Source organism: Solidesulfovibrio fructosivorans JJ] (assembly GCF_000179555.1).
Taxonomy (GTDB): Bacteria; Desulfobacterota; Desulfovibrionia; order Desulfovibrionales; family Desulfovibrionaceae; genus Solidesulfovibrio; species Solidesulfovibrio fructosivorans.
In genome coordinates this window covers 44,875-69,404 of the sequence record NZ_AECZ01000005.1, presented here as the reverse complement: position 1 = coordinate 69,404, position 24,530 = coordinate 44,875, and the positions used below count along the sequence as shown (strand labels likewise).

Annotated in this window: 15 protein-coding genes; 4 read left to right on the top strand and 11 right to left on the bottom strand. The window is 64.7% G+C overall.

Features of this window, described 5'->3' with window-relative positions; genetic code table 11:
* Window positions 1-72: 72 nt before the first annotated feature.
* From DESFRDRAFT_RS04905 to DESFRDRAFT_RS20640, 4 genes are all read right to left on the bottom strand, one after another.
* Window positions 73-1,263: a hybrid sensor histidine kinase/response regulator gene (locus tag DESFRDRAFT_RS04905; RefSeq protein WP_005991737.1), complete on the bottom strand. Its 1,191-nt coding sequence runs from the start codon at window positions 1,261-1,263 to the stop codon at window positions 73-75.
* Window positions 1,264-1,274: 11 nt separating this feature from the next.
* The gene (locus DESFRDRAFT_RS04900; protein WP_005991735.1) at window positions 1,275-2,375 is read right to left on the bottom strand and encodes a response regulator; all 1,101 of its coding nucleotides are present in this window, start codon (window positions 2,373-2,375) and stop codon (window positions 1,275-1,277) included.
* Window positions 2,368-5,346 (bottom strand): response regulator, encoded by a 2,979-nt coding sequence (locus DESFRDRAFT_RS04895; protein WP_005991733.1) that lies wholly within the window; start codon window positions 5,344-5,346, stop codon window positions 2,368-2,370. The genes DESFRDRAFT_RS04900 and DESFRDRAFT_RS04895 overlap by 8 nt, the downstream gene beginning before the upstream one ends.
* 161 nt (window positions 5,347-5,507) lie before the next feature.
* Window positions 5,508-8,987: a response regulator gene (locus DESFRDRAFT_RS20640; RefSeq protein WP_456242865.1), complete on the bottom strand. Its 3,480-nt coding sequence runs from the start codon at window positions 8,985-8,987 to the stop codon at window positions 5,508-5,510.
* A gap of 591 nt (window positions 8,988-9,578) precedes the next feature.
* Between DESFRDRAFT_RS20640 and DESFRDRAFT_RS04885 the strand changes: the two genes are divergently transcribed.
* Both DESFRDRAFT_RS04885 and DESFRDRAFT_RS04880 read left to right on the top strand, forming a co-directional pair.
* Window positions 9,579-11,543, top strand: a complete 1,965-nt coding sequence (locus DESFRDRAFT_RS04885; protein WP_005991728.1) for a sigma-54-dependent Fis family transcriptional regulator — start codon at window positions 9,579-9,581, stop codon at window positions 11,541-11,543.
* Between the two features lie 819 nt (window positions 11,544-12,362).
* Window positions 12,363-13,544: an iron-containing alcohol dehydrogenase gene (locus DESFRDRAFT_RS04880; protein ID WP_005991726.1), complete on the top strand. Its 1,182-nt coding sequence runs from the start codon at window positions 12,363-12,365 to the stop codon at window positions 13,542-13,544.
* Window positions 13,545-13,827: 283 nt separating this feature from the next.
* Here DESFRDRAFT_RS04880 and DESFRDRAFT_RS04875 read toward each other — a convergent pair whose 3' ends face one another.
* The 7 genes from DESFRDRAFT_RS04875 to DESFRDRAFT_RS04845 all read right to left on the bottom strand — a co-directional run bounded on the left by DESFRDRAFT_RS04875 (window position 13,828) and on the right by DESFRDRAFT_RS04845 (window position 21,075).
* Window positions 13,828-16,974, bottom strand: a complete 3,147-nt coding sequence (locus tag DESFRDRAFT_RS04875; protein ID WP_005991723.1) for an efflux RND transporter permease subunit — start codon at window positions 16,972-16,974, stop codon at window positions 13,828-13,830.
* Window positions 16,974-18,098 (bottom strand): efflux RND transporter periplasmic adaptor subunit, encoded by a 1,125-nt coding sequence (locus DESFRDRAFT_RS04870; RefSeq protein WP_272913119.1) that lies wholly within the window; start codon window positions 18,096-18,098, stop codon window positions 16,974-16,976. The genes DESFRDRAFT_RS04875 and DESFRDRAFT_RS04870 overlap by 1 nt, the downstream gene beginning before the upstream one ends.
* 279 nt (window positions 18,099-18,377) lie before the next feature.
* A complete protein-coding gene (locus tag DESFRDRAFT_RS04865; protein ID WP_005991715.1) occupies window positions 18,378-18,989 on the bottom strand; it encodes a TetR/AcrR family transcriptional regulator in 612 nt (203 codons plus the stop codon).
* Window positions 18,990-19,199: 210 nt separating this feature from the next.
* Window positions 19,200-19,559, bottom strand: coding sequence for a translation initiation factor Sui1 (locus DESFRDRAFT_RS04860; RefSeq protein ID WP_005991714.1), 360 nt, complete (start codon window positions 19,557-19,559; stop codon window positions 19,200-19,202).
* Between the two features lie 73 nt (window positions 19,560-19,632).
* Window positions 19,633-19,938 (bottom strand): YjhX family toxin, encoded by a 306-nt coding sequence (locus DESFRDRAFT_RS04855; protein ID WP_005991713.1) that lies wholly within the window; start codon window positions 19,936-19,938, stop codon window positions 19,633-19,635.
* A gap of 99 nt (window positions 19,939-20,037) precedes the next feature.
* Window positions 20,038-20,433 carry a hypothetical protein gene (locus tag DESFRDRAFT_RS20635; RefSeq protein WP_005991712.1) on the bottom strand — a complete coding sequence of 132 codons (396 nt, stop codon included), beginning with the start codon at window positions 20,431-20,433 and terminating at the stop codon, window positions 20,038-20,040.
* Between the two features lie 54 nt (window positions 20,434-20,487).
* Window positions 20,488-21,075, bottom strand: coding sequence for a hypothetical protein (locus tag DESFRDRAFT_RS04845; protein WP_005991711.1), 588 nt, complete (start codon window positions 21,073-21,075; stop codon window positions 20,488-20,490).
* A gap of 371 nt (window positions 21,076-21,446) precedes the next feature.
* On the opposite strand from DESFRDRAFT_RS04845, the gene DESFRDRAFT_RS04840 reads away from it, so the two are divergent.
* Together DESFRDRAFT_RS04840 and DESFRDRAFT_RS04835 are read left to right on the top strand one after the other, a co-directional pair.
* Window positions 21,447-22,034, top strand: coding sequence for a (2Fe-2S)-binding protein (locus DESFRDRAFT_RS04840; RefSeq protein WP_005991710.1), 588 nt, complete (start codon window positions 21,447-21,449; stop codon window positions 22,032-22,034).
* Window positions 22,035-22,037: 3 nt separating this feature from the next.
* On the top strand, window positions 22,038-24,530 hold the full coding sequence (locus DESFRDRAFT_RS04835) for a xanthine dehydrogenase family protein molybdopterin-binding subunit (RefSeq protein ID WP_005991709.1): 2,493 nt from the start codon (window positions 22,038-22,040) through the stop codon (window positions 24,528-24,530).

Here is a 24,530-nt window from a genome sequence, read left to right as displayed (position 1 = left end):
TCGCCGACGCCTCCTGAAAGGGCGGTCATTTCGCGGCCGGGAGTCGCTACGGAAATATCCGGCCGGAAAAACTCAACTCGCCTCGAAAGGCAGTTCCAGGCAAAAGCGGCTGCCGACGCCGGGCGCGCTTTCCACCGTGACGCGGCCGCCATGGAGCGCGGCAAGTTCCTTTGCGATGCACAACCCCAGGCCGGCCCCGCCGAACTCCTTGCTCAAAAAGTCTTCGGCGATAACGAAGCTGCGGAAAATATTGGCCAGTTTGTCCTGGGCGATCCCCACCCCCGTGTCGTGCACGCAAAAACGCAGCCATCTGCGCCAGGGCGTGCGCTCCTCGGGGAATGCCCGGACGTCCGCCGGCGGGTCCATGGGGCCCGCGGCCAGGACCACCCCGCCCCGGGGGGTGAATTTGACCGCGTTTTCCAAGAGATTGACCAACGCCTGGACCAGCGCGGCCCGGTCGCCGACCACGAGCCGGGGCATGTCCGTGGCCATGTCCGCCCGGAACGAAAGCCCCTTGGCCGCGGCCTTGCGGGAGAACGCCGCCGTCAGCGCCTCCAGGGTTTCGGACAGGTCGTAGGGCGCCGGCGCGAGGACCATGCCGCCGGCATCCAGGCGGGAGAGTTCCATAAGGGAGGTCAGAAGCGCCAAAAGGCGGTTGGCGGACCCTCTGAGATAGTCGGCGAATTCCCGCTGCTGGGCGTCGAGCCCGCTTTCGGCCAGGAGTTCGATCATGCCGTGGATGCCGTTAAGCGGCGTGCGCAGTTCATGGCTCATGTTGGCCAAAAACGCGGTCTTGGCACGGTTGGCCGCTTCCGCCTCCTCCTTGGCCCGCAACAATTCGGCCGTGCGCGCCGCGACCATGCCCTCGAGCACCCGCTGCTGTCGGTGGAGTCGCAGGTGGGTCCTGACCCGGGCCGCGACCACCGAGGGCTTGAACGGCTTGGTGATGTAGTCCACGGCCCCCAGGCGCAACCCCCGCTCCTCGTCCTCGCCGGCGCTCAAGGCCGTCACGAAGATCACGGGCGTATCCCCGCGCCGGGTATCCTCCTTGAGGCGTCGGCAGACCTCGTAGCCGTCGAGGTCGGGCATCATGACATCGAGCAGGATGAGATCCACGACCAGGGAAGAGGCGAGCAGCTCCAAGGCGTCGAGCCCGCCAAGCGAGATGCTCACATCGTATTCTTCGCGCAGGATCTCGTTTAACATCATGAGGTTGTATTCCTCGTCATCCACCACCAAAATCCGAAAACGCGACTCTGACATGAAACAACTCCTTACAGGGGAACATCCGGGGCCAGGGCCTGGCGTTCCGCGTCGCAGTCGGCATGGGCGCGGGCGATTTCACGAATCCGATCTTCCTGGTCGAGGAAAATAGCGACAATGGCCGGGTCGAAATGGGTTCCCCCGCCCCCCGCGATGATTTCCAGCGCCTTCGCATGGGGTATCGGGTCCTTGTAAACACGCTTGCTGATAAGCGCGTCATAGACGTCCACCACAGCCATGACGCGCCCGGGGATGGGGATGGCCTCGGCGGCCAGCCCCTCGGGATAACCGGTCCCGTCCCAGTGTTCGTGGTGGGTGTAGGCGATGTCGCGGGCCTGGCGCAGAAACGAATCGTGACCCAGAAATTTTTCGGCCCGGGCCAGGATATCGCGGCCGTGCACCGTATGCAGCTTCATAATTTCGAATTCCTCGGGCGTGAGCTTGCCGGGCTTGAGCAGGATGTTGTCGGGAGTGGCCACCTTGCCCACGTCGTGCAGCGGAATGGACTTGTAGAGGACGTCGATGGACGTGGCGCGGAAGAAATCGGCATAGGCGGGCAACAGTTCCATCTTCCTGGCCAAAAGCCGGGCCACGCGCTGGGTGCGCTGAAAGTGGCCGGCCAGTTCGTTGTCCCGCGATTCGGCCAGGGCGGCCAGACTCAGGATGGCCACGTCCTGGGTGCGCACCACCTCCCTGGTCCGCCGCCGCACTTCCCGCTCCAGGCCGTCCTGATACGCTTTGAGGCGCAGGTGGGTGCGCACCCGGGCCAGCACCACGGGGGGGCGCACCGGCTTGGTGATGAAGTCCACGGCCCCGAGTTCCAGGCCCCGGGTCTCGTCGCGGACGTCGTCGAGGGTGGTCACGAACAGCACAGGGATACGCCGCGTGATGTCCATGGCCTTGAGCCGGCGGCAGACCTCGTACCCGTCCATGCCCGGCATGAGGACGTCGAGCAGGATGCAGTCCGGCCGAGGCACGTTCGTGGCGACCTCCAGGGCCTCGGGACCGTTCCGCGCCGCCAGCACGGTGAATTCCGGCGCGAGGATCTCCCGCAGGATGAAGATGTTGTCCGGGGTGTCGTCGACCACGAGAACACTTTTTTTCTCACTCATGCGATACACCCGGAGCGCGCAGCGACACGCGCAATTCCTCGCCCAGGCGTCTGGCTTCGCGGAAATCGAACTGGCGCAGGGCCACGCCCAAGGCGGCGGCCTCGTCCGGGGCAAGCCCGCCCAGGACGCCGGCCAAGCGTTCGTAGGTGGCCAGGGCCTGGGTGTCGTTGCGGGCCAGAAGCCCCAGAAGCGCGTCCAGTCCCGACGCGACATCCGTGGGGCGCGGGTCCGGCCCCTCCCCTGTCGGGCGCTCCGCGCCGACCGGGGCGGCCAGTATTTGCTCGATGCGCGCGTTGACCGCCGTCAAGGCGCGCTGGCACCGCTCGCCGGCGTCCCGGCAATCCGCCAGAGGGCTGCGCAGGCAGTCCTCCAGCTCCTGGGCGGCGGCATAGAGGGCCTTGGCCCCGATGTTGCCGGCCACGCCTTTGAGGCTATGGGCCTCCCGGCGCGCTTCCGAGAGTTGCCCGTCGACCGGCCCTTTTTGCACAGCTCCCGAGATTTCGCTGAATTTCTTCGTAAATTGCCGCAGCAGCCGGCGATAGAGCGCTTCGTTGCCGCGCACCCGCGACAAGCCCAGACGCGTATCGAGCAGAACAGCCGCATCCTCCGGCCCGTCCGGCGGGGGCGCGGCCACGGCGGACGACGGACCGCTCCCGGCCGTGTCTCCGCCCGGGGCCATCCAGCGGGCCAGGACTGCGTACAGCTCCCGGGGATCGACCGGCTTGCCGATATGGTCGTTCATGCCCGCCGCCAGGGAGGCCTCACGATCCCGCGCCAGGGCGTGGGCGGTCATGGCGATGACCGGCAGGTCGGCGAAGGCCGGGTCGGACCGGATGCGGCGGGCGGTTTCCAGACCGTCCATCACCGGCATCTGCACGTCCATGAGCACCGCCGCATAGCGTTCGCGGGCAAGCAGACGCAGGGCATGTTCCCCGTCGCCGGCCACGTCGACGGAGAGCCCGGCCTGTTCGAGCAGTTCGCGCGCCACCTGCTGGTTGATGGCATTGTCCTCCACCACGAGCACCCGCCGGCCGCGCAGGACCTCGGGTAGCGGCTCCCGCTCCCCCGCCGCCCCTCCGGTCTTGAGCATATCCGCCGGGCCGACGGTCATGGCGATGGTGTCGAAAAGCACGGAACGCCCCACGGGCTTGAGCAGAAAACCGTCCACGCCGGCGTTTTCCGCGTTGTGCCGGATCTCCTCCCGCCCGTAGGCCGTCACGATAATGACCGCCGGCGGCCTGGGCAGCGCCAGGGCCCGGATGCGCCGGGCGCACTCCATGCCGTCCATGCCGGGCATCTTCCAGTCGAGCAGCACGATGCGGACATCCGATTCCGCCCCCTCGAGCAGGCGCAGGGCTTCCTCGCCGCCCGTCGCCGTGGTCACGGAAAAACGCATGGACCGCAGCATGTCGGCGAGAATGCGGAGCGAAGTGGGGTTGTCGTCCACCACCATGATCCCCATGCCGGCCAGGGCGGCGGCGTCGGACTGGAACGGTTTGGCCCGGACCTCGGAGAGCGGCAGGTCGAGGCTGAAGAAAAATTCGCTACCCTCCCCGGGCACGCTTCGCACCTCGAGGTCGCCGCCCATGAGCGCCACCAGCCGCTGGCTGATGCTGAGCCCCAGGCCCGTGCCGCCGTAGCGGCGCGAAATCGATTCGTCGGCCTGGGAAAACGGACGGAACAGGCCTTCCTGCTGTTCCGCCGTAAGCCCTACCCCCGTGTCGCGCACGGCAAAGCGCAGCCGCGCGTTTTGGGAGGTGGAGGGCTGCCGCCGCACCTCCAGAAGCACCTCCCCGGATTCGGTGAACTTGACGGCGTTGCCGACGAGGTTGAGCAACACCTGTCCCAGGCGCAACGGATCGCCCACCAGACCGAAGGGGACGTCGTCCTCCACGGACAGCAGGAATTCGAGCTGCTTTTCCGCCGCCCCGAGGCTCATGATGTTGACCACGTCGCCGAGCACGGTTTCGAGGTCAAAGGGAATGCGTTCTATGGTCAGGCCGCCGGCCTCGATCTTGGAAAAATCCAGGATGTCGTTGATGACCCGCAACAAGGTGTCGGCGGAGGAACGGATCTTGGCGAGATAATCCTCCTGCTTGGGCGTAAGCCTGGTTTTGAGCAGCAAATGGCTCATGCCGATGACGGCATTGAGCGGCGTGCGTATCTCGTGGCTCATGCGGGCCAGAAACTCGCTTTTGGCCTTGTCGGCGGCCTTGGCCAGTTCGGCGAGGCGGATCGACTCGTCAAGGGAGTCGCGCAGCTTGGCGTTGGCCTCCCGCAACTGCTCGCCCTGGCGTCGCAGGGCGGTCAGCATGCCTGTCATGCGCCCGACCGTCGGACGGAAAACGAGCAGGTATTCCAGAAAAAGCACGAGCAGGCCGCAGCCCAGAACCACCAGCTCCAGGCGTTGCAGGAACCGGATGCGCTGGGAGGCTTCCGCGTCGAAGCGGAAGGTGATGGTGTCCATGAGCGAGAGGAAATACGGCTCGTCGGCCAACATGGAGGCGGCCGTCTCCCGCGCGCGTTGCGGCGTGAGCCCATGAGCCTCGGCGGCCCGCAGCAACCCTTCGGCGGCGGCCACCATGCGCTCGTGGTACGGGGTGATCTGCCGAAACAAGGCTTGGATGACGGCGGAATTCTCCCTGGCCGGAAGCCCCAGCCGCGCATCGCCGTACTGCAGGCCCGCCTGGGCCGTCGTCCATTCCTCCACGGCTTGGCGCAACTGGGCGACGTACTGGTCGTTAGTCCCGTCCCCATCGGGCAGGCCCATGGCCAGGACGCATTTCGTGATGCGCTGGCTCAGCATGCGCTGCCGCCCGGACAGGTTGATGATCCGGGAATCGCTTTGCTCCAGGCTGATGGCATGCTGCAACAGCAAAGAGGAAGCGATGAGGGTCAGGGCGACAAATCCCAGGGCCAGGGCGTAAATCCATTTGATGCGGTGGAGCTTGTCTTCTGTAATGGCGGGCATGGCCCCTCCCGGAAGTCCTCGCGACGGCGCGCGTCCCGCCTCCGCCCCGATACGGGCCACGGGATATCCACGACGCACCCGCGCCGACGGGCTACGACCAACAGATACTATGCTTCATTTTTTTGCTCACAACCATACACCGGTTTTCGAATTGCGCAACGCTAGGACGCGTCGCCCCGTTCCTTTGCCTCCAGCCGGTCCCGCAGCCTGTCGGCGTCGGTCCGGGCGGCCTTGAAATCGAGCTTGCGCAAATCCTCGGACAAGGCGGCGGCCGTGTCGGGGTCGATGCGGCGGGCTTCGGGCGCCAAGGCGGCAAACACATCCAGGGCCTTGGTGTCGCTATGGGCCAGGGCGTCGCGCAACTCCCCGACCAGATCACGCAAGGCGTCCCGGGACAACGGTTCGTCGTTCGCCTCCAAAACGTCCTGCGGCGGCTTCGTGTCGAGGTACTCGGCGATTTCTCCCACCGTCGCGGCGAGTTCCCTGTCGAGCCCCTCGATCAGGTCGGCGCATTGCTCGGGCCTGTCCCGCACGCAGGCCTCGACGTCCGCGGCGACGGCATAAAGCGCCATGGCCCCGATATTGCCGGCAACGCCCTTGAGGGTATGGGCCTCCCGGCGCGCCACGGCCGTATCCCCCGCCTGCAGGCGCTCGCTGATCGCGGCGGCGATGCCGCTGCATTTCTCCGGAAATTCCCCAAGGAGCTTGCGGTACAGGCGTTCGTTGGACCGCACGCGCGAAAGCCCCAGGCGCGCGTCGAGGCGGGGCCGTTCGTCCGCGTTCGCCGGCAACGGCGCTTCCGGAGCCGGCCGCGCCGGCTCCGCCCCGGCGGCATCGCCCGCCGGGAGCAGCCAGCGGGCCAGGGTGGCATAGAGTTCCGCCGGATCGATGGGCTTGCCGATATGGTCGTTCATGCCCGCGTCCAGGGTCTTGCGGCGATCCTGGTCCATGGCGTGGGCGGTCATGGCGATGATCGGCAGGGTCGCATGGGCGGGGTTGGCGCGGATACGGCGGGTGGCTTCCAACCCGTCCATCACCGGCATCTGCACGTCCATGAGCACGGCCGCGTAAGCGCCGGCCTCCACCATGGCCACGGCCCGCTCCCCGTCCTCGGCCACCGCGACCTCCAGGCCGCCCCCTTCGAGCAGCTCCCGCGCCACCTGCTGGTTGATCTCGTTGTCCTCCACCAAAAGAATCCGCGCCCCACGCGCGGCCGCCAGCCGTTCGGCCCCGTCCGCCGAGGCGTCGAACGGCCGTACGCGACAGGGGCCGTCACGGGCGGCGACCCCGACCACGGCGGCCAGGGTGTTGAACAGCACGGAACGGCCCACGGGCTTGAGCAAAAAGGCGTCGACGCCGACGTTCTCGGCCTCGCGCCGCACCTCCTCGCGCCCGAAGGCTGTCACCATGACGATGGCCGGCCGGCGCGGCAGCGACATGGCCCGGATGTGCCTGGCGCAGGCGGTGCCGTCCATGCCAGGCATCTTCCAGTCGAGCAGGACCACCCGGATGTTCTGGTCTTCGCGCGCAAGCGCGCGCAACGCTTCCTCGCCGCTTCCCGCCGTGGTCACGCTGAAACGCAGCGAAAGCAGGATATCGCTGAAGATCTGGCGCGAACTGGCGTTGTCGTCCACAACGAGCACGTGCATTCCGGCCAGGGCCTCGTCGTTGTCCGTGCACCCCGTTTTTCCTTCCTGGGACACCGGCAAGGTGAGGCTGAAATAAAACTCGCTGCCCTGGCCGGAAACGCTCTCCACGGCCAGGTTGCCGCCCATGAGTTCGACCAGCCGGTGGCAGATGCTGAGTCCCAGCCCCGTGCCGCCGTACCGGCGCGAAATCGAACCGTCCGCCTGGGCAAACGGGCGAAACAGGTTATGTTTCTGCTCCGGCGTCATGCCGATGCCCGTGTCGCGCACGGCAAAACGCAAGCGCGCCGCATCGGCCACCGCCTTCTCCAGGCGCACCTCCACGAGGACTTCGCCGGAGTCGGTGAACTTGACGGCGTTGCCGACGAGGTTGAGCAGCACCTGGCCCAGGCGCAACGGGTCGCCGACCAGCCAGGACGGCACGTCGTCGCCCACGGACAGCAGGAATTCGAGCTGCTTTTCGGCGGCCCCCGGGCCCATGATGTCGACGACGTTGCCGAGCACGGCGTCGAGGTCGAAGGGGATGCGCTCGATGACGAACCGCCCGGCCTCGATCTTGGAATAATCCAGGATGTCGTTGATGACGGCGAGCAGGGTGTCGGCGGAGGAGCGGATTTTGGTCAGGTAGTCCTCCTGCCTGGGCGTCAGCTCGGTTTTGAGCGCCAAGTGGCTCATGCCGATGACGGCGTTGAGCGGCGTGCGGATTTCGTGGCTCATGCGGGCCAGGAATTCGCTTTTGGCCTGGTTGGCCCGCACCGCCTCCTGCCGGGCCGCATCGAGGAGGCACTGGGCGTTTTTGCGTTCGGTGATGTCCCGGGCCACGCCCCTGCGGCCGAGCGCCTCGCCCTCGGGCGTGCGTCTGGGCACGCAGCTGACCTCGAGCGCCTTCCCGCCGCCCTCCCCCGCACCGGGAAGCGTCGCCTCCCAGGTCTCGGGCGTGTCCTCCGGGGCGTCGCCGGCGGGAGGAATGAACTGCGCCATTTTCTTGCCCACGAGCGCATTCGGGGGCTCGCCGAAAAGTTCGGCCGCGCGCGGACTGGCGTAGGTGACCACGCCGTCCATATCCGTTTCCCAGATCAGATCGGGCGAAGTTTCGACCAGGCCGCGAAAACGCGCCTCGCTGACGGCGAGGGCCTGCGCGGCGTCCTGCCGCTCCAGCATGCGGCTGGCGTGCAGATAGGCCCCGATGACGGCCAAAAGCAGCACCAGCGCCGAGGCGCTGGCGTACAGGGGCCACTGCCTCCAGCGGACCTGGGCCAGAACGGCGTTCGGCGTCAGGGACACCACTTTCCAGGTCTGCCGGTATTGCTCGGGCACCTCGCCACGATGGACATCGGAACCCGGCAGCCTGTCCGGCGTGAGCACGATGGTGGCGAAGGTGTAAAGGCCGTCCGGTCCCAATACCTGGCCCGAGGGCGTGGCATTGATGACGCGCCACAGTTCGGGGTGGCTGGCCTCGAAGGTGTGGGCGACGCGTTCCGGAAACATGAAGGCCCAGTCGTTTTCCCCGCCGCCGTGCAGCCAGTAACCGTCCTGGTTGAGCAGCATCACGGTCTGCCCGGCGAATTCCAGTCGGTTGTGCAGTTTTTTGAGCAGCACGTCGCCCAGGTAATTGAGAACCAACACAGCATCCACTTCGCCTTTGGCATTGCGAAGCGGCGCGGCGAGCCGCAACATGGGCTTGTACGGCAACTCCAGTTTTCCGAATTCCATATTCAGATCGAGGGGAGACGTATAGATCTTGCCTAGGGAGAGATCGACGGAATTCTTGAAATAGAACCGGTCGGATTTTATTTGAAGTTCGTTGCCAGGAACGATCCACGGTTGTCCATCCTTGTTGTTGATGCGCAGTATCTCCTGACCTTCCTTGGTGAGCAGACGCAATTGATCGTATTGCGGATTGTCCTTGGCAAAAAGCAGATAAGACGCTTTGACTTCATTGAGCGTTTCAACATCAGGTTTCTCCAAGAAATGGACAACCGTCCTCCTATGCATCAGCTCATAAAAATCCTTGAAAAGCGTCCCCATCTCGTAGGAAACTATATCAGCTATATATTTCAGTTTTATTTGTTCAACTTGTTTGAACAGCTTCTCCCTATTCGACATGTCAATATAGATCACGAAAGAGAGAATAGCGACAGCCACTGTTGAGAGTGGAAGAAATCGCATTAAAAACGGCTTCACGACATCTCTGGAAAATTTCATGCGGTCCCCCTGGCTCGACGGGATCCGGCGGCCGGAAACGCACGCTTCCCGGCCCGCGGCATGTCCGATGCTCCGCACCGGAGGAAATACCCATTTTTCAAATATAGGATATTTGTAACCAACCCACAACACATTCCGGAAATCACGCGCCCCCCAGGCCACGGCCACGGCCACGGCCACGGTACGGGAAGCGGCGCCAGCCCATCACGGACGATACATGCGGGCGGACGCGGGGGCGAAGCGGCAAGCCCGCCGACCTTACCTTTCCACCGCTTTTTTGGTAGGCTGCCTTACGGATTTCTCCGGCGTCGGGCGGCTCCCGTTTGGGAGCGGACAGAAAATGCGCCGGACAGGCCGGAGCGAATCGCCAGGAACATGCCTATGGAACGCACCGTCTATCCCCCCCTGTCCCAAAACCACATGGACAGCATCACGTCGCAATGGCGGCGCTTCCAGGCCGGCGATCCGGTCGACGCGAAAATGGTGCGGCCCATGATCCACGCCTCGTGGCGACGCTGCCGGGACCGGCGTCTTCCGGCCGGGGACATGCCGCTTTGCCCCATCGACGCCATGTCCCTGACGCTTGCCTCGGCCCGAAACCGCGACCTGGTGGAAAGCGCCAAACACCTCATGGACAAGCTCGTGCTGTCCATCCACATGTCCAAAAGCGTGGTGACCCTGGTCGACACCGAGGGGCTGGTGCTGCACGCCTCGGCCACGAGCCAGGACCTGGAGAACGTGCCTTACGGCGTGCCGGGACGGCGCTGCGACGAGGAAACCATCGGCACCAACGGCATGGGCCTTTGCATCATCGAAAAACGCCCCGTCCACGTCATCGCCTCGGAGCATTACAACGCCTCGCTGCATTACCTGAGCTGCGCCGCCGCGCCCATCCGGGGCGTTGCCGGGGAGCTTGTCGGCGCGCTGAACCTGGCCATCAACACCGAGAACTTCCACCAGCACACCCTGGGGCTGGTGGAAGCCGCCGCCCACGCCATTGAGGAGCACCTGCGGCTGCGAAGCCTGGTGCGCAACCAGAAGGTCATCCTGGAGCTGCTCGACGACGGCGTCATCGTGCTCGGCAGCGACGGGACCATCGCCAGCGTCAACCGGCAGGCCTGCGACATGCTCGGCCTGGACGACAGCCGGGCGGCCGGCGGCAACATCCGCGACTATCTGGCCGACGGCGCGGTCCTGGACTCCATCCTGACCTGCCGCACGCCCTTCTACGACCGGGAAATCACCTTCCAACTCAAGGAAGGCCGGCTGTCCTGCGCCCTTTCCTGCGCCCCCTTCGGCGATTTCGGCGTGATCCTGACCCTGCGCGAGGCCCGGCGCATGCGCAAATATGCCGCCCGGGTGGCCGGGGCCAAGGCGGTCTATACGTTCGAAAACATCGTGGGCAACGCCGCGCCCCTGCACGAGGCCCTACGCCTGGCCAGGGTCGCGTCCCAGAGCGAGGCCACGACGCTTTTGCTCGGCGAATCCGGCACCGGCAAGGAACTCTTCGCCCAGGCCATCCACAACGCCAGCAGCCGGCGCAAAGGTCCCTTCGTGGTGGTCAACTGCGGCGCGCTGCCGCGAAACCTGGTGCAAAGCGAGCTGTTCGGCTACGTGGCCGGGGCGTTTTCCGGGGCGCTCAAGGAAGGCAGCCCCGGCAAGTTCGAGCTGGCCGACGGCGGCACGCTCTTTCTCGACGAGATCGGGGAAATGCCGCTCGAAGCCCAGGTGAGCCTCTTGCGCCTGCTCCAGGAAAGCGAGGTCACCCGCCTTGGCGGCAAGCAGGCCAAGCGCATCGACGTGCGCATCATCGCCGCCACCAACAAGGACCTGCCCACGGCCGTGCGCGACAAGGCCTTTCGCGGCGACCTCTATTACCGCCTCAACGTGCTGACCATAAGCATCCCCCCGCTGCGCCAGCGCCCGGGAGACGCGGCGCTTCTGACCCGGGTGTTTCTGGAAAAATTCGCCGCGACGCTGGGCAAAAACCACATCCGGATTTCCCGGGAAGCCCTGGACGCCCTGGAAGCCTACCCCTGGCCGGGCAATGTCCGGGAGCTCGAAAACTGCATCGAGCGGCTGGTCAATATCGCCCCAAGCGACTGCATCGACATCGCCGACCTGCCCCAGAACATCTGGGCCGACATGGCCCGCGGGCCGCGCGGCAAATCCGGCGAAGCCTCCATGTCCTTGAAGCGCATGCAAAAGGCCCTGATCCTCGAGACCCTGCGCGAAACCGGAGGCAACTTCCGCCGCACCTCCTCCATCCTCAACATCTCCCGCACCACGCTCTACACCAAGCTCAAGCAGTACGGCATCGCGGCGGACACCTTTCGGGCGTCCTAAGGGAGGGGAAGAGGAATGCCTCCGGCGGCCAGAGGGAAACTTTTTGAAAAACGTTTCCCGGTGGCCACCCCCTTCAAAAACTTTCAATAGGGGGAAGCCGATATGGCGTGGAAGGCTTTTTCATCAGGAATGCAAGAAGCCGGTTCTTGTCTCTTTGGAGCGTGGCGGCCGAGTTCGTCCTGAACCAGTGACGGGATTGCTCCCCAGGCAAGAAGCAAAGGTGGGGCGAGCCCGCACCACAAAGAGTGTTCCCGGGCATGAGGCGTATGACCTGGGCCGGCGGGGGGCGAAGCGGCCGCGTGCGGCGCATATTTGAAGAATACGCCTTCGCGCCCGCTTCGCCCCCCGCCGGCCTTTCTACCTCCTCCTCGCCGGATCAACTCCAACACCTCTCCAGGCATCCAATCCTTTGATCAGCCCGTCCGGTGTCCAGCGCAAAGACATGTCAAGCTGACATGTCCAGTTTTCGAACATGACGCTACGCTCCGGAGCTCTCCATGAAAAGAGATCTAAGTGAAATATAAAGAAAAACCTGGAGCGCAGTCTTGCGACCGAAGCTGGTCCGCCTTTTGCTGTCAAAGCGTGACTGGAAGGAAGGATGTCGCGCACGCGCCTGACGCGGCTTTTCGCTGCGATGCACTCTCCGTTGCGACGTAAGCGGATGGGTAAACGCGAGCATCACAACTGAAAAGCGCCGGTGCCGCCGGAACGTGACAGCCGTATACAAACGCTTCGTCTCTGGGGAAAGGGGTCATCACGACGGAGACGAACGCGGCCTTGCAGCAACGAAACTGATAACCACCAACTTCGGAGGACGTCATGGCAGTTCAGGAACAAGTCTACGGTTTCTTCATCCCCAGCGTGACGTTGATCGGCATTGGCGCAGCCAAGCAGATTCCCGACAAGATCAAGGCCCTCGGCGGCAGTAAGCCGCTTCTGGTCACGGACAAGGGCGTCGTGGCCGCCGGCATCTGCAAGCAGGTGACCGACCTTCTCGACGCCGCGTCCATGCCCTACGTCATTTATGACGAGACCGTGCCCAACCCCACGGATAAAAACGTCGCCGACGGCGTCGACATCTACAAGAAAAACGGCTGCGACAGCCTCATCACCCTGGGCGGCGGCTCGTCCCACGACTGCGGCAAGGGCATTGGGCTTCTCATCTCCAACGGCGGCAAGATCCACGACTACGAGGGCATCGACAAGGCCACCAAGCCGCTGATGCCCTACCTGGCCGTCAACACCACCGCCGGCACGGGGTCGGAAATGACCCGGTTCGCGGTCATCACCGACACGTCGCGCCACGTGAAGATGGCCATCGCCGATTGGCGCATCACCGCCGGCATCGCCATCGACGACCCGGTGCTCATGGTGGGCATGCCCCCGGCCCTGACAGCCGCCACGGGCATGGACGCCCTGACCCACTCGGTGGAAGCCTATGTCTCCACCATCGCCAATCCCATGACCGACGCCTGCGCCGTGGAGTCGATCAAGCTGGTCTTCAAGTACCTGCGCAAGGCCGTGGCCAACGGCCAGGACCTGGAAGCCCGCGAAGGCATGTGCTTCGCCCAGTACCTCGGCGGCATGGCGTTTAACAACGCGAGCCTCGGCTACGTCCACGCCATGGCCCACCAGCTCGGCGGCTTCTACAACCTGCCCCACGGCGAATGCAACGCGCTGCTCCTGCCCCATGTGGAGCAGTTCAACCTGATCGCCAAGGTCGAGAAGTTCGCCGAGATGGCGCGCATCATGGGCGAGAACACCGACGGCATGTCCCCGCGCGACGCGGCCGAACTGTGCCTCAAGGCCATCCGCCAGCTGTCGACCGACGTCGGCATCCCGGCCACCCTGGTCGATCTCGGCAAGCGCTACGGCAAGGACGTCAAGGCCAGCGACATCCCGACCATGACCGCCAATGCCCAGAAGGACATCTGCAAGTTCACCAATCCGCGTTGCGCCACGGACAAGGACGTGGCCGCCATTTACACCGGCGCGCTGTAAAAGCCTCCTTTCCGGCGGATTCCGGCGGCCCAACGCCCGGAATCCGCCGGCCACCGCAATGGCCGGCTTTCCGGCCATGCTTTCGACAAAGGGTCCGTCAAAGCGGCAGGCAGCGGACCGCCATGGCGCCAACCAAGGGGAGATTCTTGCCAGAACCCGGACGGGCCCTTTGTCCGGAGCATGCCCCTCCCTCCCCCGCATACGCCCCATCCCCCGCCAAAACAAAAGGCCGGGAGGACCATGTCCTCCCGGCCTTTTCGCGACAGCCCGGCGGGCCTCGCGCCTAACTGGTTATCGACGTGGATTTCCTGCCCGCGAAGAGGTTGGAGATGACCACAAAGAACAGCGGGATAAAAACGAGGTCGATGAACGTGGCGGAAATCATGCCGCCGCACACCGCGGTGCCGATGGCGTTCATGGCCCCGGCTCCGGCCCCGTTGGCCAGCGCCAGGGGCAACACGCCGAAGAAGAAGGCCAGGGAGGTCATCATCACCGGGCGAAACCGCACCTTGACCGCGCCGAGTGTCGCCCGGACGAGCCCTTCGCCGTGCCCCATGCGTTCCTTGATGAACTGGATGATGAGGATGGCGTTCTTGGTGGACAGGCCCAGGGTGGTGAGAAAGCCGATCTGGAAATACACGTCGTTGGGGAGGCCCCGCATCGACGTGGCCACGATGGCGCCGAGGACGCCGAGCGGCAGCATGAGCATGTTGACGATGGGGATGGTCCAGCTCTCGTAGAGGGCGGCCACGCACAGGAAGATCACGAAGATGGAAAAGGCGTAGAGAATGGGGCCCTGGGCCGTGGCCATGCGTTCCTGATAGGACAGCCCGGTCCAGTCGAAACCGATGCCCTGGGGCAGCTTGGAGGCGAAGGACTCCATGAGGGCCATGGCCTCGCCGGTGCTGTGCCCGGGGGCGGGCTCGCCCCAGAGGTTGATGGACGGGAAGGCGTTGTAGCGTTCGAGCTTGGGCGAACCGATGGCCCAGCGGCCCTTGGCGAAGGCCGAGACCGGGACCATCTTGCCGGCGGTGTTGCGCACGTAGAGCTTGTTGAGGTCCCTGGGCAGCATGCGAAACGGCGCGTCGGCCTGGACGTAGACCTGCTTGACCCGGCCGCCCTGGATGAAGTTGTTGACGTAGGAGCTGCCGAAAGCCGCGGCGATGGTCGTGTGGATGGAGTCGATGGGCACGCCGAGCGCCCCGGCCTTGTCCCAATCCACGTCCAGGTAGTATTCCGGCACATCCTCCATGCCGTTCGGGCGCACGCGCACCAGACGCGGATCATGCCGGGCCATGCCCAGGAGCTGGTTGCGCGCGGCCATGAGCTTGTCGTGGCCGAGCCCCCCGCGATCCTGCAATTCGAAGTCGAAGCCGGTGGCCATGCCGAGTTCCACCACCGGCGGCGGCGGAAACGCAAAGACCTGGGCTCCCTTGATCTGGGAGAACTCCCGCATGGCCCGGGCGGCGATGGCCTTGACCTTGAGATTGTCCCCCGGCCGCTTGTCCCAATCCTTGAGCTTGACGAACCCCAGGGCCATGTTCTGGCCCTGGCCGCCGAAACTGACGCCCGAGATGTCCATGAAGGATTCCACGGCGTCCTTTTCCTTTTCCAGGAAATAGTTCCTGACCTTCTGCATGACGGCCTGGGTCTGCTCCAGGGTGCTGGTGCCCGGGGGCAGCGTGGCCTGGACGGTCAAAATGCCCTGGTCCTCGTCCGGAATGTACGAGGTGGGCATGCGGTGGAACAAATAGCCGACCAGGACCACGATGGCGCAGTAAAGGACGAGGTAGCGTGTGGCCTTGGCGAAGGAATGGCCCACCAGGCTGACATAGGCGGCCCGGACCTTGAAGAACACCGCGTCGAACCAGCGGAAAAAGGGTCGCAGGAAAAAGACCACGGTCTCCGACGATTCATGTCCCTTGGCCACGGGTTTGAGAAAGGTCGCGCAAAGGACCGGCGTCAGGATCAAGGCCACCAGCACCGACAGCAGCATGGAGGCGATGATGGTGATGGAGAACTGGCGGTAGAGCACGCCCGTGGAGCCCTGGAAAAAGGCCATGGGGCCAAAGACCGCCGAGAGCACCAGGCCGATGCCGATAAGCGCGCTGGTGATCTCGTCCATGGACTTGGCCGTGGCCTCCCGAGGGGAAATCCCCTCCTCGGACATGATGCGCTCCACGTTTTCCACGACCACGATGGCGTCGTCCACGAGCAGGCCGATGGCCAGGACCATGGCGAACATGGTCAGCATGTTGATGGAGTAGCCGCAGAAGTTGAGCACCGCGAAGGTGCCCATGAGCACCACCGGTACGGCGATGGTCGGGATGAGCGTGGCCCGGATGTTGCCCATGAAAAGGAACATGATCAGAAACACCAGCACCACGGCCTCGAACAGCGTCTTGACCACCTCGTGGATGGCCACTTTCGTGAACGGCGTGGTGTCGTAGGGATAGACCACCTTCATGCCGTGGGGGAAATAGCGGCTCATTTCCTCCATCTTGTCCTTGATGGCCTGGGCCGTGGACAAGGCGTTGGCCCCGGACGCCTGCCGGATGGCCATGGCGGCCGCGGGCCTGCCGTTGTGATAGGCCACCACGTCGGAGCGCTCGGAGCCCAGTTCCGTGCGGCCCACGTCCTTGATGCGCACCATGGAGCCGTCCTGGTTGATCCGCAGCGGAATGTCGGCGAACTGCTGGGGCGTCTGGAGCAGGTGCTGCACGATGATGGGGGAATTGAGGTGCTGGCCCGGCACGGCCGGCGCCCCGCCGAACTGGCCGGCGGAGACCTCGACGTTGTAGGCTTTGAGCGCCGAGATGACGTCCCCCATGGTCAGGTTGAAGCTGTGGAGCTTGTCCGGGTCGAGCCAGACGCGCATGGCGTACTGGGTGCCGAAGTTTTCCACCTCGCCGACCCCGGGCACCCGGGACAGCACCTTTTCCAGGGTGGACTGGGCGTAGTCGCGCAGGTCCTCGCCGCCCATGCTGCCGTCCTCGGAGATGAGCCCGACGACGATGAGGTAGTTGCGGGTGGATTTGCTGACCTTGACGCCCGACTGCTGCACCGTCTCGGGCAGGCTGGCCATGGCGAGCTGCAGCTTGTTTTGCACCTTGGACCAGGCGATGTCCGGGTCGGTGCCCGGGGTGAAGGTCATCTCCACCCGGGCCTCGCCCGAGGATGAACTGGAACCGGACAGGTACAACATGCCGTCGAGGCCGGTCATCTTCTGCTCGATGATCTGGGTGACGGTATTTTCCACCGTCTCGGCCGACGCGCCGGGATAATAGGCCGTGATCGAAATCGACGGCGGCGCGATGGGCGGATACTGGGCGATGGGCATGCTGTAGATGGAAAGCCCGCCCAGAGAGAGCAAAATGATGGCGATGACCCAGGCGAAAACGGGTCTATCCAGAAAGAATTTCGAGAGCATTACTTGCCCCCCGCATCCTTTTTCGCAGGTTTGGCGGCGGCCTTGGCCGCCGGGGAGTCCCCCTTGGGCTTCTGGTCAAGCGCCGTGGCATTGACCACGGTTCCCGGGCGCAGCATCTGCGCGCCCTCGACGATCACCCTGTCGCCCGGAGCCAGGCCCTTGGCCACGAGCCAGTCGCCGCCGATGGCCCGATCCAGGGTCAGCATGCGCAGTTCGACCTTGTTCTCCTTGTCGACGATCAGGGCATAGGGCTGGCCCTTGGGGTTCCGGGACACCCCCTGCTGGGGCACGAGAATGGCCTGGGGATTGACGCCTTCGGTGATCACCGCCCGCACGAACATGCCCGGCAGGATTTCGCCCTTGGGGTTGGGGAAGATCAGGCGCAGGATGACCGAGCCGGTGGTGGGATCGACCGTCACGTCGCTGAATTGCAGTGTGCCGTCCAAAGGATAGGGCGTCCCGTCCTCCAGGATGAGACGCACCTTCTTGTGGTCCTTCTCCTTCGGGTTGACGACCCCCTCCTTGAACAGGGCCTTCATGCGCAACATCTCGGCCGTGGATTGCGGGACATCCACGTAGATGGGGTCCAACTGCTGGATGGTGGCCAGGGCCGTAGCCTGGTAGGCCGTGACGATGGCCCCGTCGGTCACGCTCGACTTGCCGATGCGGCCGGAAATGGGCGCGGTGACCTTGGTGTAGCCCAGGTTGATGCGGGCCGTCTGCACCCGGGCTTCCAGGGAGGTGATGCTGGCCCTCACCTGGTCGAGCTTGGAGGCCGCGTCGTCGTAGTCCTGTTGGCTGAGCGCGCTGTGGGAAACCAGGGATTTGTAGCGCTCGGCCCGCAGCCTCGTCGTGGGCAGCTTGGCCTTGGCCTCGGCCAGGGCGGCCTGGGCGTTGTCGAGCTCGGCCTGGAAGGGGGCGGGGTCGATCTGGTAGAGGACCTGCCCTTCCTTGACGTTGCTGCCCTCCGTAAACAGGCGCTTTTCGATGAGCCCGTTCACGCGCGGCCGGATCTCGGCCACCCGGAAGGCGGAGGTGCGCCCCGACAGTTCCGTGGAAAGCGTCACCGCCTGCGTTTTCATCGTCACGGTGGACACGGCGCGCATGGGACGCTGCTGCGGCATTGCCGCCTTATCGTTGCTGCATCCGAAAAGCAGAAAAAAAGAAAGACAAGCCACGAGCACCATTGGGCATGCGGAAAAACGATCAGGGCGCTGCATCAGGAACCTCCGACTGCTGCTCCATCTATTAAGCTATAACGAAAATACCACTACCCATGGCCAGACGATCCGACCATACAGTCGAATACGCGGGGCTATCGTCTGGTCATGGCTCGCGAACACATCAGAATTATTAAAATATTAACTATATTTTTAAATAAATATCGCTCTACTTTCAAACGGCTACGCTAAAACTTCTTTCGCCAAGCAAGGCGCCTTGGCAAATCGCCGCACCTGGTCCATAAGATGCCGCGCCACTGCCACCGGCTCGAAATATTCCGGCTTCGCCCCCTGCAAATACACGGCGACGGTGGAATACTGGCAATATCCGATAATAGTGCTGGCCAAATAAATCGCCGCCAGTGTCGGATCAGGCGTGTCTATACATGCATCAATTATTTCTATGATCGTATTGAATGATTCTTGAAATATATTCTGCGTCAGGAACTTCAAACGATCTTTGTCGCCCGTCAGCAACTCCCTAAAAAAGAGCTTCGATACAACCTCATCATCGAAAAGCAACGTCACGAACCATGAGATGGCCCGTTCCAGGCGCTCTTCCGGACTCTCGCCGCTTGCCAGGGCGGCGGCCAGGGAATGGCTCCTGCCGTTGAACACAGCGGCCAGGGCGGACCGGATAAGTTCCTCTTTATCTTTGAAATAGTAATATAAATTTGCCTGCGTCATGCCGACCGCCGTGGCGATGCGGCGCATGGATACCGCGCTGTACCCCTCGAAAGCAAACAGCCGGGATGCGGCCTCCAGGATTTTCTCACGCATATTCGGAGCAGGCATGGCACCTCATGATGTGAACATGTGATTACTGAACGATCGTTTAAGAACCCTTTCCGGGGCTTTGTCAAGGGAGATTCGTCATCCACCGTGCCACGACGCAAGCAACGCCGCTTGGCCGGCAGGCAATGCCGGCCGCCCCGCTCTGCAACAACGCATAAAGAGGCGGGACAAGCGCCCGCCCCGTTGCCGCGCGCAACAGGCGCGCAACGCCTATCCGCCGGCAAGCTTCACGGTATAGCCGAGCTTTCGAAGCTCCAGGGCCAAGGCGTCGCGGTGATCACCCTGGATTTCGATGACGCCGTCCTTGACGGTCCCACCGGCCCCGCAACGTTGCTTGAGCTTTTTGGCCAGGTCTTCGAGCGCCTCCGGCGGCAGGGGAACGCCGGTCACGCAGGACACGCCCTTGCCTTTGCGGCCCTTGGTCTGGCGGGAGACGCGCACGATGCCGTCGCCCCGGGGCGCGCCTTGTTTCTTGGAGCAGGCGCACCGCGCCACGGGCCGGCCGCAGTCGGGACACATCTTGCCCGCGTCGGTGGAATAGACGAGGCTCGAATTTTTGCTGTTTTGCATGGCGAAAGACGCCTTCCAGGACATCGCCGGCCCAAACGGCGCGAAAACGGGGCGTTTGGGCCGGCGATCCCGTTTAACGGTTATCCGGCTGGGAGCGGACGGCGCGCAGCCCCGTCGAGCTGATCCGGTATGGCTTTCCGCCCTGGGAGGCGATGAGCCGCTTGCTCTTGAGTTTGGTGAAAACTGCCAAAGTGCAGTCGGAAAGCACGAGGCCGTCGCGGGTGTAGCATTCGACCGCCTCGATGCGGCCGACCGCGTCGCGGTAATGTACGATACGGCCGCCCTTGGCCAAAACGTGAAGGGTCCTCTGCTCAAGCTTGGAAATGTTCATGTCGGAGAAGCTCACTGCGATAATCCAATGCACAAAACCGGCGGGCATCGTCGATGCCGCCGTCCTTTCGCACAAGCTGACAACCAAAGGCCCGGATCAAACGGGGTTCGGTTATCGGATTATCGCAATCTCCAACATACGCCCTCATCAAGCCATCAGGCTTCCAGGATGCAGATGGCACCGGCTATCAAACAGACGATATGGGGTCAAGGCCTGCCGCCCGGACGGCGCGGCCCGCAAAGCGTCTCGTCCGGTGGCGCGGGAACACGCCCCCGCGCCGGGCTTCTGGATGCGAAACAGCACAAGGTTTTGCTTGTTGGACACCTTCACCTGCATGGTCTGTCCGGCCTTGGCCGTTATGGGATATACGTCCCGGTCCATCCCCTGGATCTCGCCTTTGAGGCTCGCGCTGTCCGCCCCGGGCGCGAATTTGATCTGGGGTTTGTCCGTGGGGGGAGAGGCGGTCGCGAGGCACAGAACCATGACGGCCGGCAGGGCGCATATCGCCAGGAGGCGGAACAGGCGGGAACGCTTGAATGCCATCGCTCCTTTTGTGATGAACGCATTGCGCTGGCGGGAGGGGCCGAGGCCAGCGTGTTATCGGGCCATTGATTCCGGATTCGCCACGAACGATTTCGCGATATCGCCGACGATCGGGTTGAACACGCCGCTTCGCGACGTGGCGTAGGTCATGACGAATGTCGCGGTGATCTGGCCGCTTTTGATCGTCTTTTGGTAAACGATGACATCCCCCTTCGTTCCGGAAACAACGAAGAACTTTTTCCCCAGGCGCTTGTACGTCACGTGGAGCCCTTCCTCCCGTTGCGCCCGCTCGAAAAGCGTTTTCATGGAGTCCGGTTCCAGGCTGTTCCACCGCGCCCAGCAGCGCAGTTCCGCCTGTCCGTCCGGGGCGCGAAAGACCTGCCCGTCGCCGGCGTCCGCCTCTCCCTGGCCGGTCAAGAGCTTCTTGGGCCAAGCGATCACGTATCCATACTTCTGGTTCGTATAGCAGCCGTACGTATCGGTCCGGCCGCAAACGGAAGCGACGCCTGCGCCGTCGCCCTGGCGCGCCTGCCTTGCCGGGACGCTCCGCGCGGCGACAAGCAGGGAGAGGCCCAGGACGGAAACCGTCAGGATCGGATGCAAGGAAAACAGATATGCCGCTCCCCGCCTGCTCTTTTTCACGGATTCCCCCTGTAAATCCCACGAATGCTCTTCGCCGTGAGGCAATCAAAAAAAACACCCAGGCAACCCGGGGTGGCTCAAGGCACGGCGGGCCTACTCGACAAGAATGAAAGAGGCTTTGTCGTTCCAACCGTCGCCGAGAGCTGTCCCCGCTGTGCCCGGCCTTGCTTTGAAAGAATCGTGCAAGTTTCCTGCAGGATCAGGCTACCCTTTTTTCCCAAAAATCACGTAAAAAGAAAGTAGGGTGATTTTACCCTGCCCCGCCCCAGGCGGGCGGCCCGATCCCCGCCTTGAAACAGCGATGGAACGCATAAATATTGCGCGAGGTTGCCATGTGCGATTGTGAAACCGGAAAGAGCAGGCCAGGGGGTATGACCCGACGCCAGTTCATCAAGAGCGTGATCGCCACGGGCGTCGTCTCCTTTTCCGGCCCCCTGTTCGCCCGGCCGGCCGGAGCCGGGCCCAAGGCCACGCCCGGCTCCGTGGAGCGCCTCATCACGTTGCGCGTCAACGGCCAAAAACGCCCGGTGGACGTCATGCCCCAGGAGACGCTGGCCCAGACGCTTCGCGACAAGCTCGGCCTGACCGGACTCAAGATCGGCTGCGACCGCGCCGAATGCGGGGCCTGCACCGTCCTGATCGACGACGTGCCCCGCTACTCCTGCTCGATCCTGACCCACAGCGTCCGGGGCAAGAACATCCTGACCATCGAGGGGCTGGCCCGCCCGGACGGCGGCCTGCATCCCCTGCAACAAGGGGCGCTCGATTCGCAGGCCTTCCAGTGCGGCTACTGCGCGCCCGGATTCGTCATGGCCACGCTCGGCTATCTCAAAACCAACCCCGCGCCCACGCGGCAGGAGCTGGCCCACGGCATTTCCGGCAACCTCTGCCGCTGCCAGGATTACGACAAGATCCTCACGGGCCTTCTGCGCGGGGCCGAATACATGAGGAAGGGGTAGGAAATGGCGACAAACGAGACCCTTTTCACGCCCAAGCTGACCGGACGGAATTACACCACGCCCGACCTGCGCGCCAAGCTGACGGGAACGGCCCGTTACGCCGACGACTTCCGGGCCGAGGGCATGCTCGTGTGCAAGCTGCTCACAAGCCCCATGCCCCACGCCAAGGTCAAACGCCTGGACACCAAAGCCGCCCTGGCCATCCCCGGAGTGAGGGCCATCCTCACCGCCGACGATCTGCCGCCCCCGGCCGACAGCGTGACCGACCGGGGCGAGGTCATAAAAGCCAGCCCCTTTGCCGAGCGGGCGCTCACCATGGAGCCGCTCTACCAGGGCGAGCCCATCCTGGCCGTGGCGGCCACGGACGAGGCGGCGGCCGTCGCCGCCATCGAGGCCATCGACATCGAATACGAACCGCTGCCCTTCGTGATCAATCCCCTGGACAGCCTGCGCCCGGACGGCCCCAACGCCCGTGGCGCGGGCAACGTCTGGCTGCCGCCCGGCCAGGGCGAAACGCGGGCCAGGGTCGGCCTCTTCAAATGGACGCGGAGCGATTTCGCGGCCGCCGGGCCGGACCGGCTCCCCCTGGGCAAGGCGACCGGCGAGTGGTCCTTCGGCGACGTCGAGGCCGGGCTCCAAAAGGCCGACCTCGTGCTCGACGAAACCTTCGTCACCCCCAACGTCAGCCACCAGGCACTGGAAACCCGTTCGACCCTGGCCTGGTGGGAAAACGGCAAACTCCACCTCGCCGCCGGCACCCAGAGCACCATCCAGACCGTGCCGGCCCTCGCCCGCTGGATGAACATGGACCCGGCCGACATCGTCTTTGTCAGCCAGTACACGGGCGGCGGATTCGGCGGCAAGATCACGGCCTCGATCCCCGTGGTCATCCCGGCCCTTCTGGCCAGGAAAACCAATGCCCCGGTCATGATGCGCGTCACCCGCGAGGAAGAGCAATATATCGGCCGAGCCCGGCCGAGCCTGATCGGCCGCATGCGGGCGGGGTTTTCCAAGGAAGGACGCCTCACCGCCCTGGACATGTTCGTGGTCATGGACAACGGCCCTTACGAGGAGCAGTACGACGCCTTTATTTCCGGGCGCATGGCCTCGCTGCTCTACCAGCCCCGGGCCATGCGCTGGCGCGGGGTGACGGTGCTGACCAACACCCCGACCCGGGCCGCCCAGACCTCGCCCGGCGGTTTGCAGGCCCAGGCCTTCATGGGCCCGGTGCTGGCCAAGGCGGCCAAGCGCTTGAAGCTCGACCCGCTGGCCGTGTGCCGCATCAATTCCCCCGAAGGCCGGGCCCCGGTCGGCCCGCCCAAGCCCGACGGCACGCTCCACGCCGCGACAAGCGCCTTCGTCAAGGAGGCGCTGGACCAGGGGGCCGAGGCCTTCGGCTGGCAAAGGCGGCGCGACCGCCCCGCCCCGGACAACGGTCCCGTGCGGCGCGGCCTGGGCGTGGCCACGGGCTGTTTCGTGGCCGGCACCATCGGCTTCGACGGTCTGTTCGTCATCACCCCGGAAGGCCGGCTGCGCATCCATACCGGCGTGGGCAACCTGGGCACGGAGTCGTTTAGCGACGTGCAACGCGTGGTGGCCGACGCCATGGACGTGCCCTGGGAGGCCTGCGAAATCCTCTGGGGCGATACCGGCAAACATCTGGGCTGGAGCTGCGTTTCCGGCGGCAGCCAGACCGTCCACGCCATGTCCCGAGCCGGGCTCGCCGCCAGCCTCGACGCCAAGCGCAAACTGCGGGAAATCGCGGCCAGGACGCTGGGCGGCGGCCCCGAGGAGTACGCGGTCGGGGGCGGCCGGGTCTTTCGGGCCGCGACCGGCCAGGGCCTGTCCTTTGCCGAGGCGGCCAAGCGGGCCATCGCCCTGGGCGGGGCCTACGACGGCCACGAGTGTCCGGACGACGTGCACAAGCTGACCAAGGTGTCGGTGGCCGCCCTGGCCGGGCAAGGCCTCGTGGCCGTGGCCAAGGACGCCTTCGGACGCGACGGCCAGACCTATTCCTACGTGGCCGCCTTCGCCGAAGTGGCTGTGGATACAGAAACCGGCATGTACCGGATCACGGACTTCCACGCCCAGGCCGACGCCGGCCGGATCGTCCATCCCCAGGCCTTTGGCGGCCAGGTGTTCGGCCGGTCCATGCTCGGCATCGGCCACGCCACGAGCCAGAAATGGTTCTACGACACGCACTACGGCCTGCCCGTGGCCAAGCGCTTCTACCAGACCCGGCCGCCGACCATCCTGAGCGCGCCGGAAAAGTTCAGCTGGGGCGCGGTCGGCCGGCCCGACCCGCAAACGCCGGTCGGCGCGCGCGGCATCGGCGAACCGCCGACAGGCGCGGCCTGCGCGGCAGTGCTGTGCGCCCTGGCCGACGCCTTGGGCGAGGACGCGTTTGTGCGCGCCCCGATCATGGCCGACACGGTGCTTGCCGCCCTGGCCCCCGGAGCCGAACTCCCCGTCGGCGGCCTCGCGGCCAATGCCTGA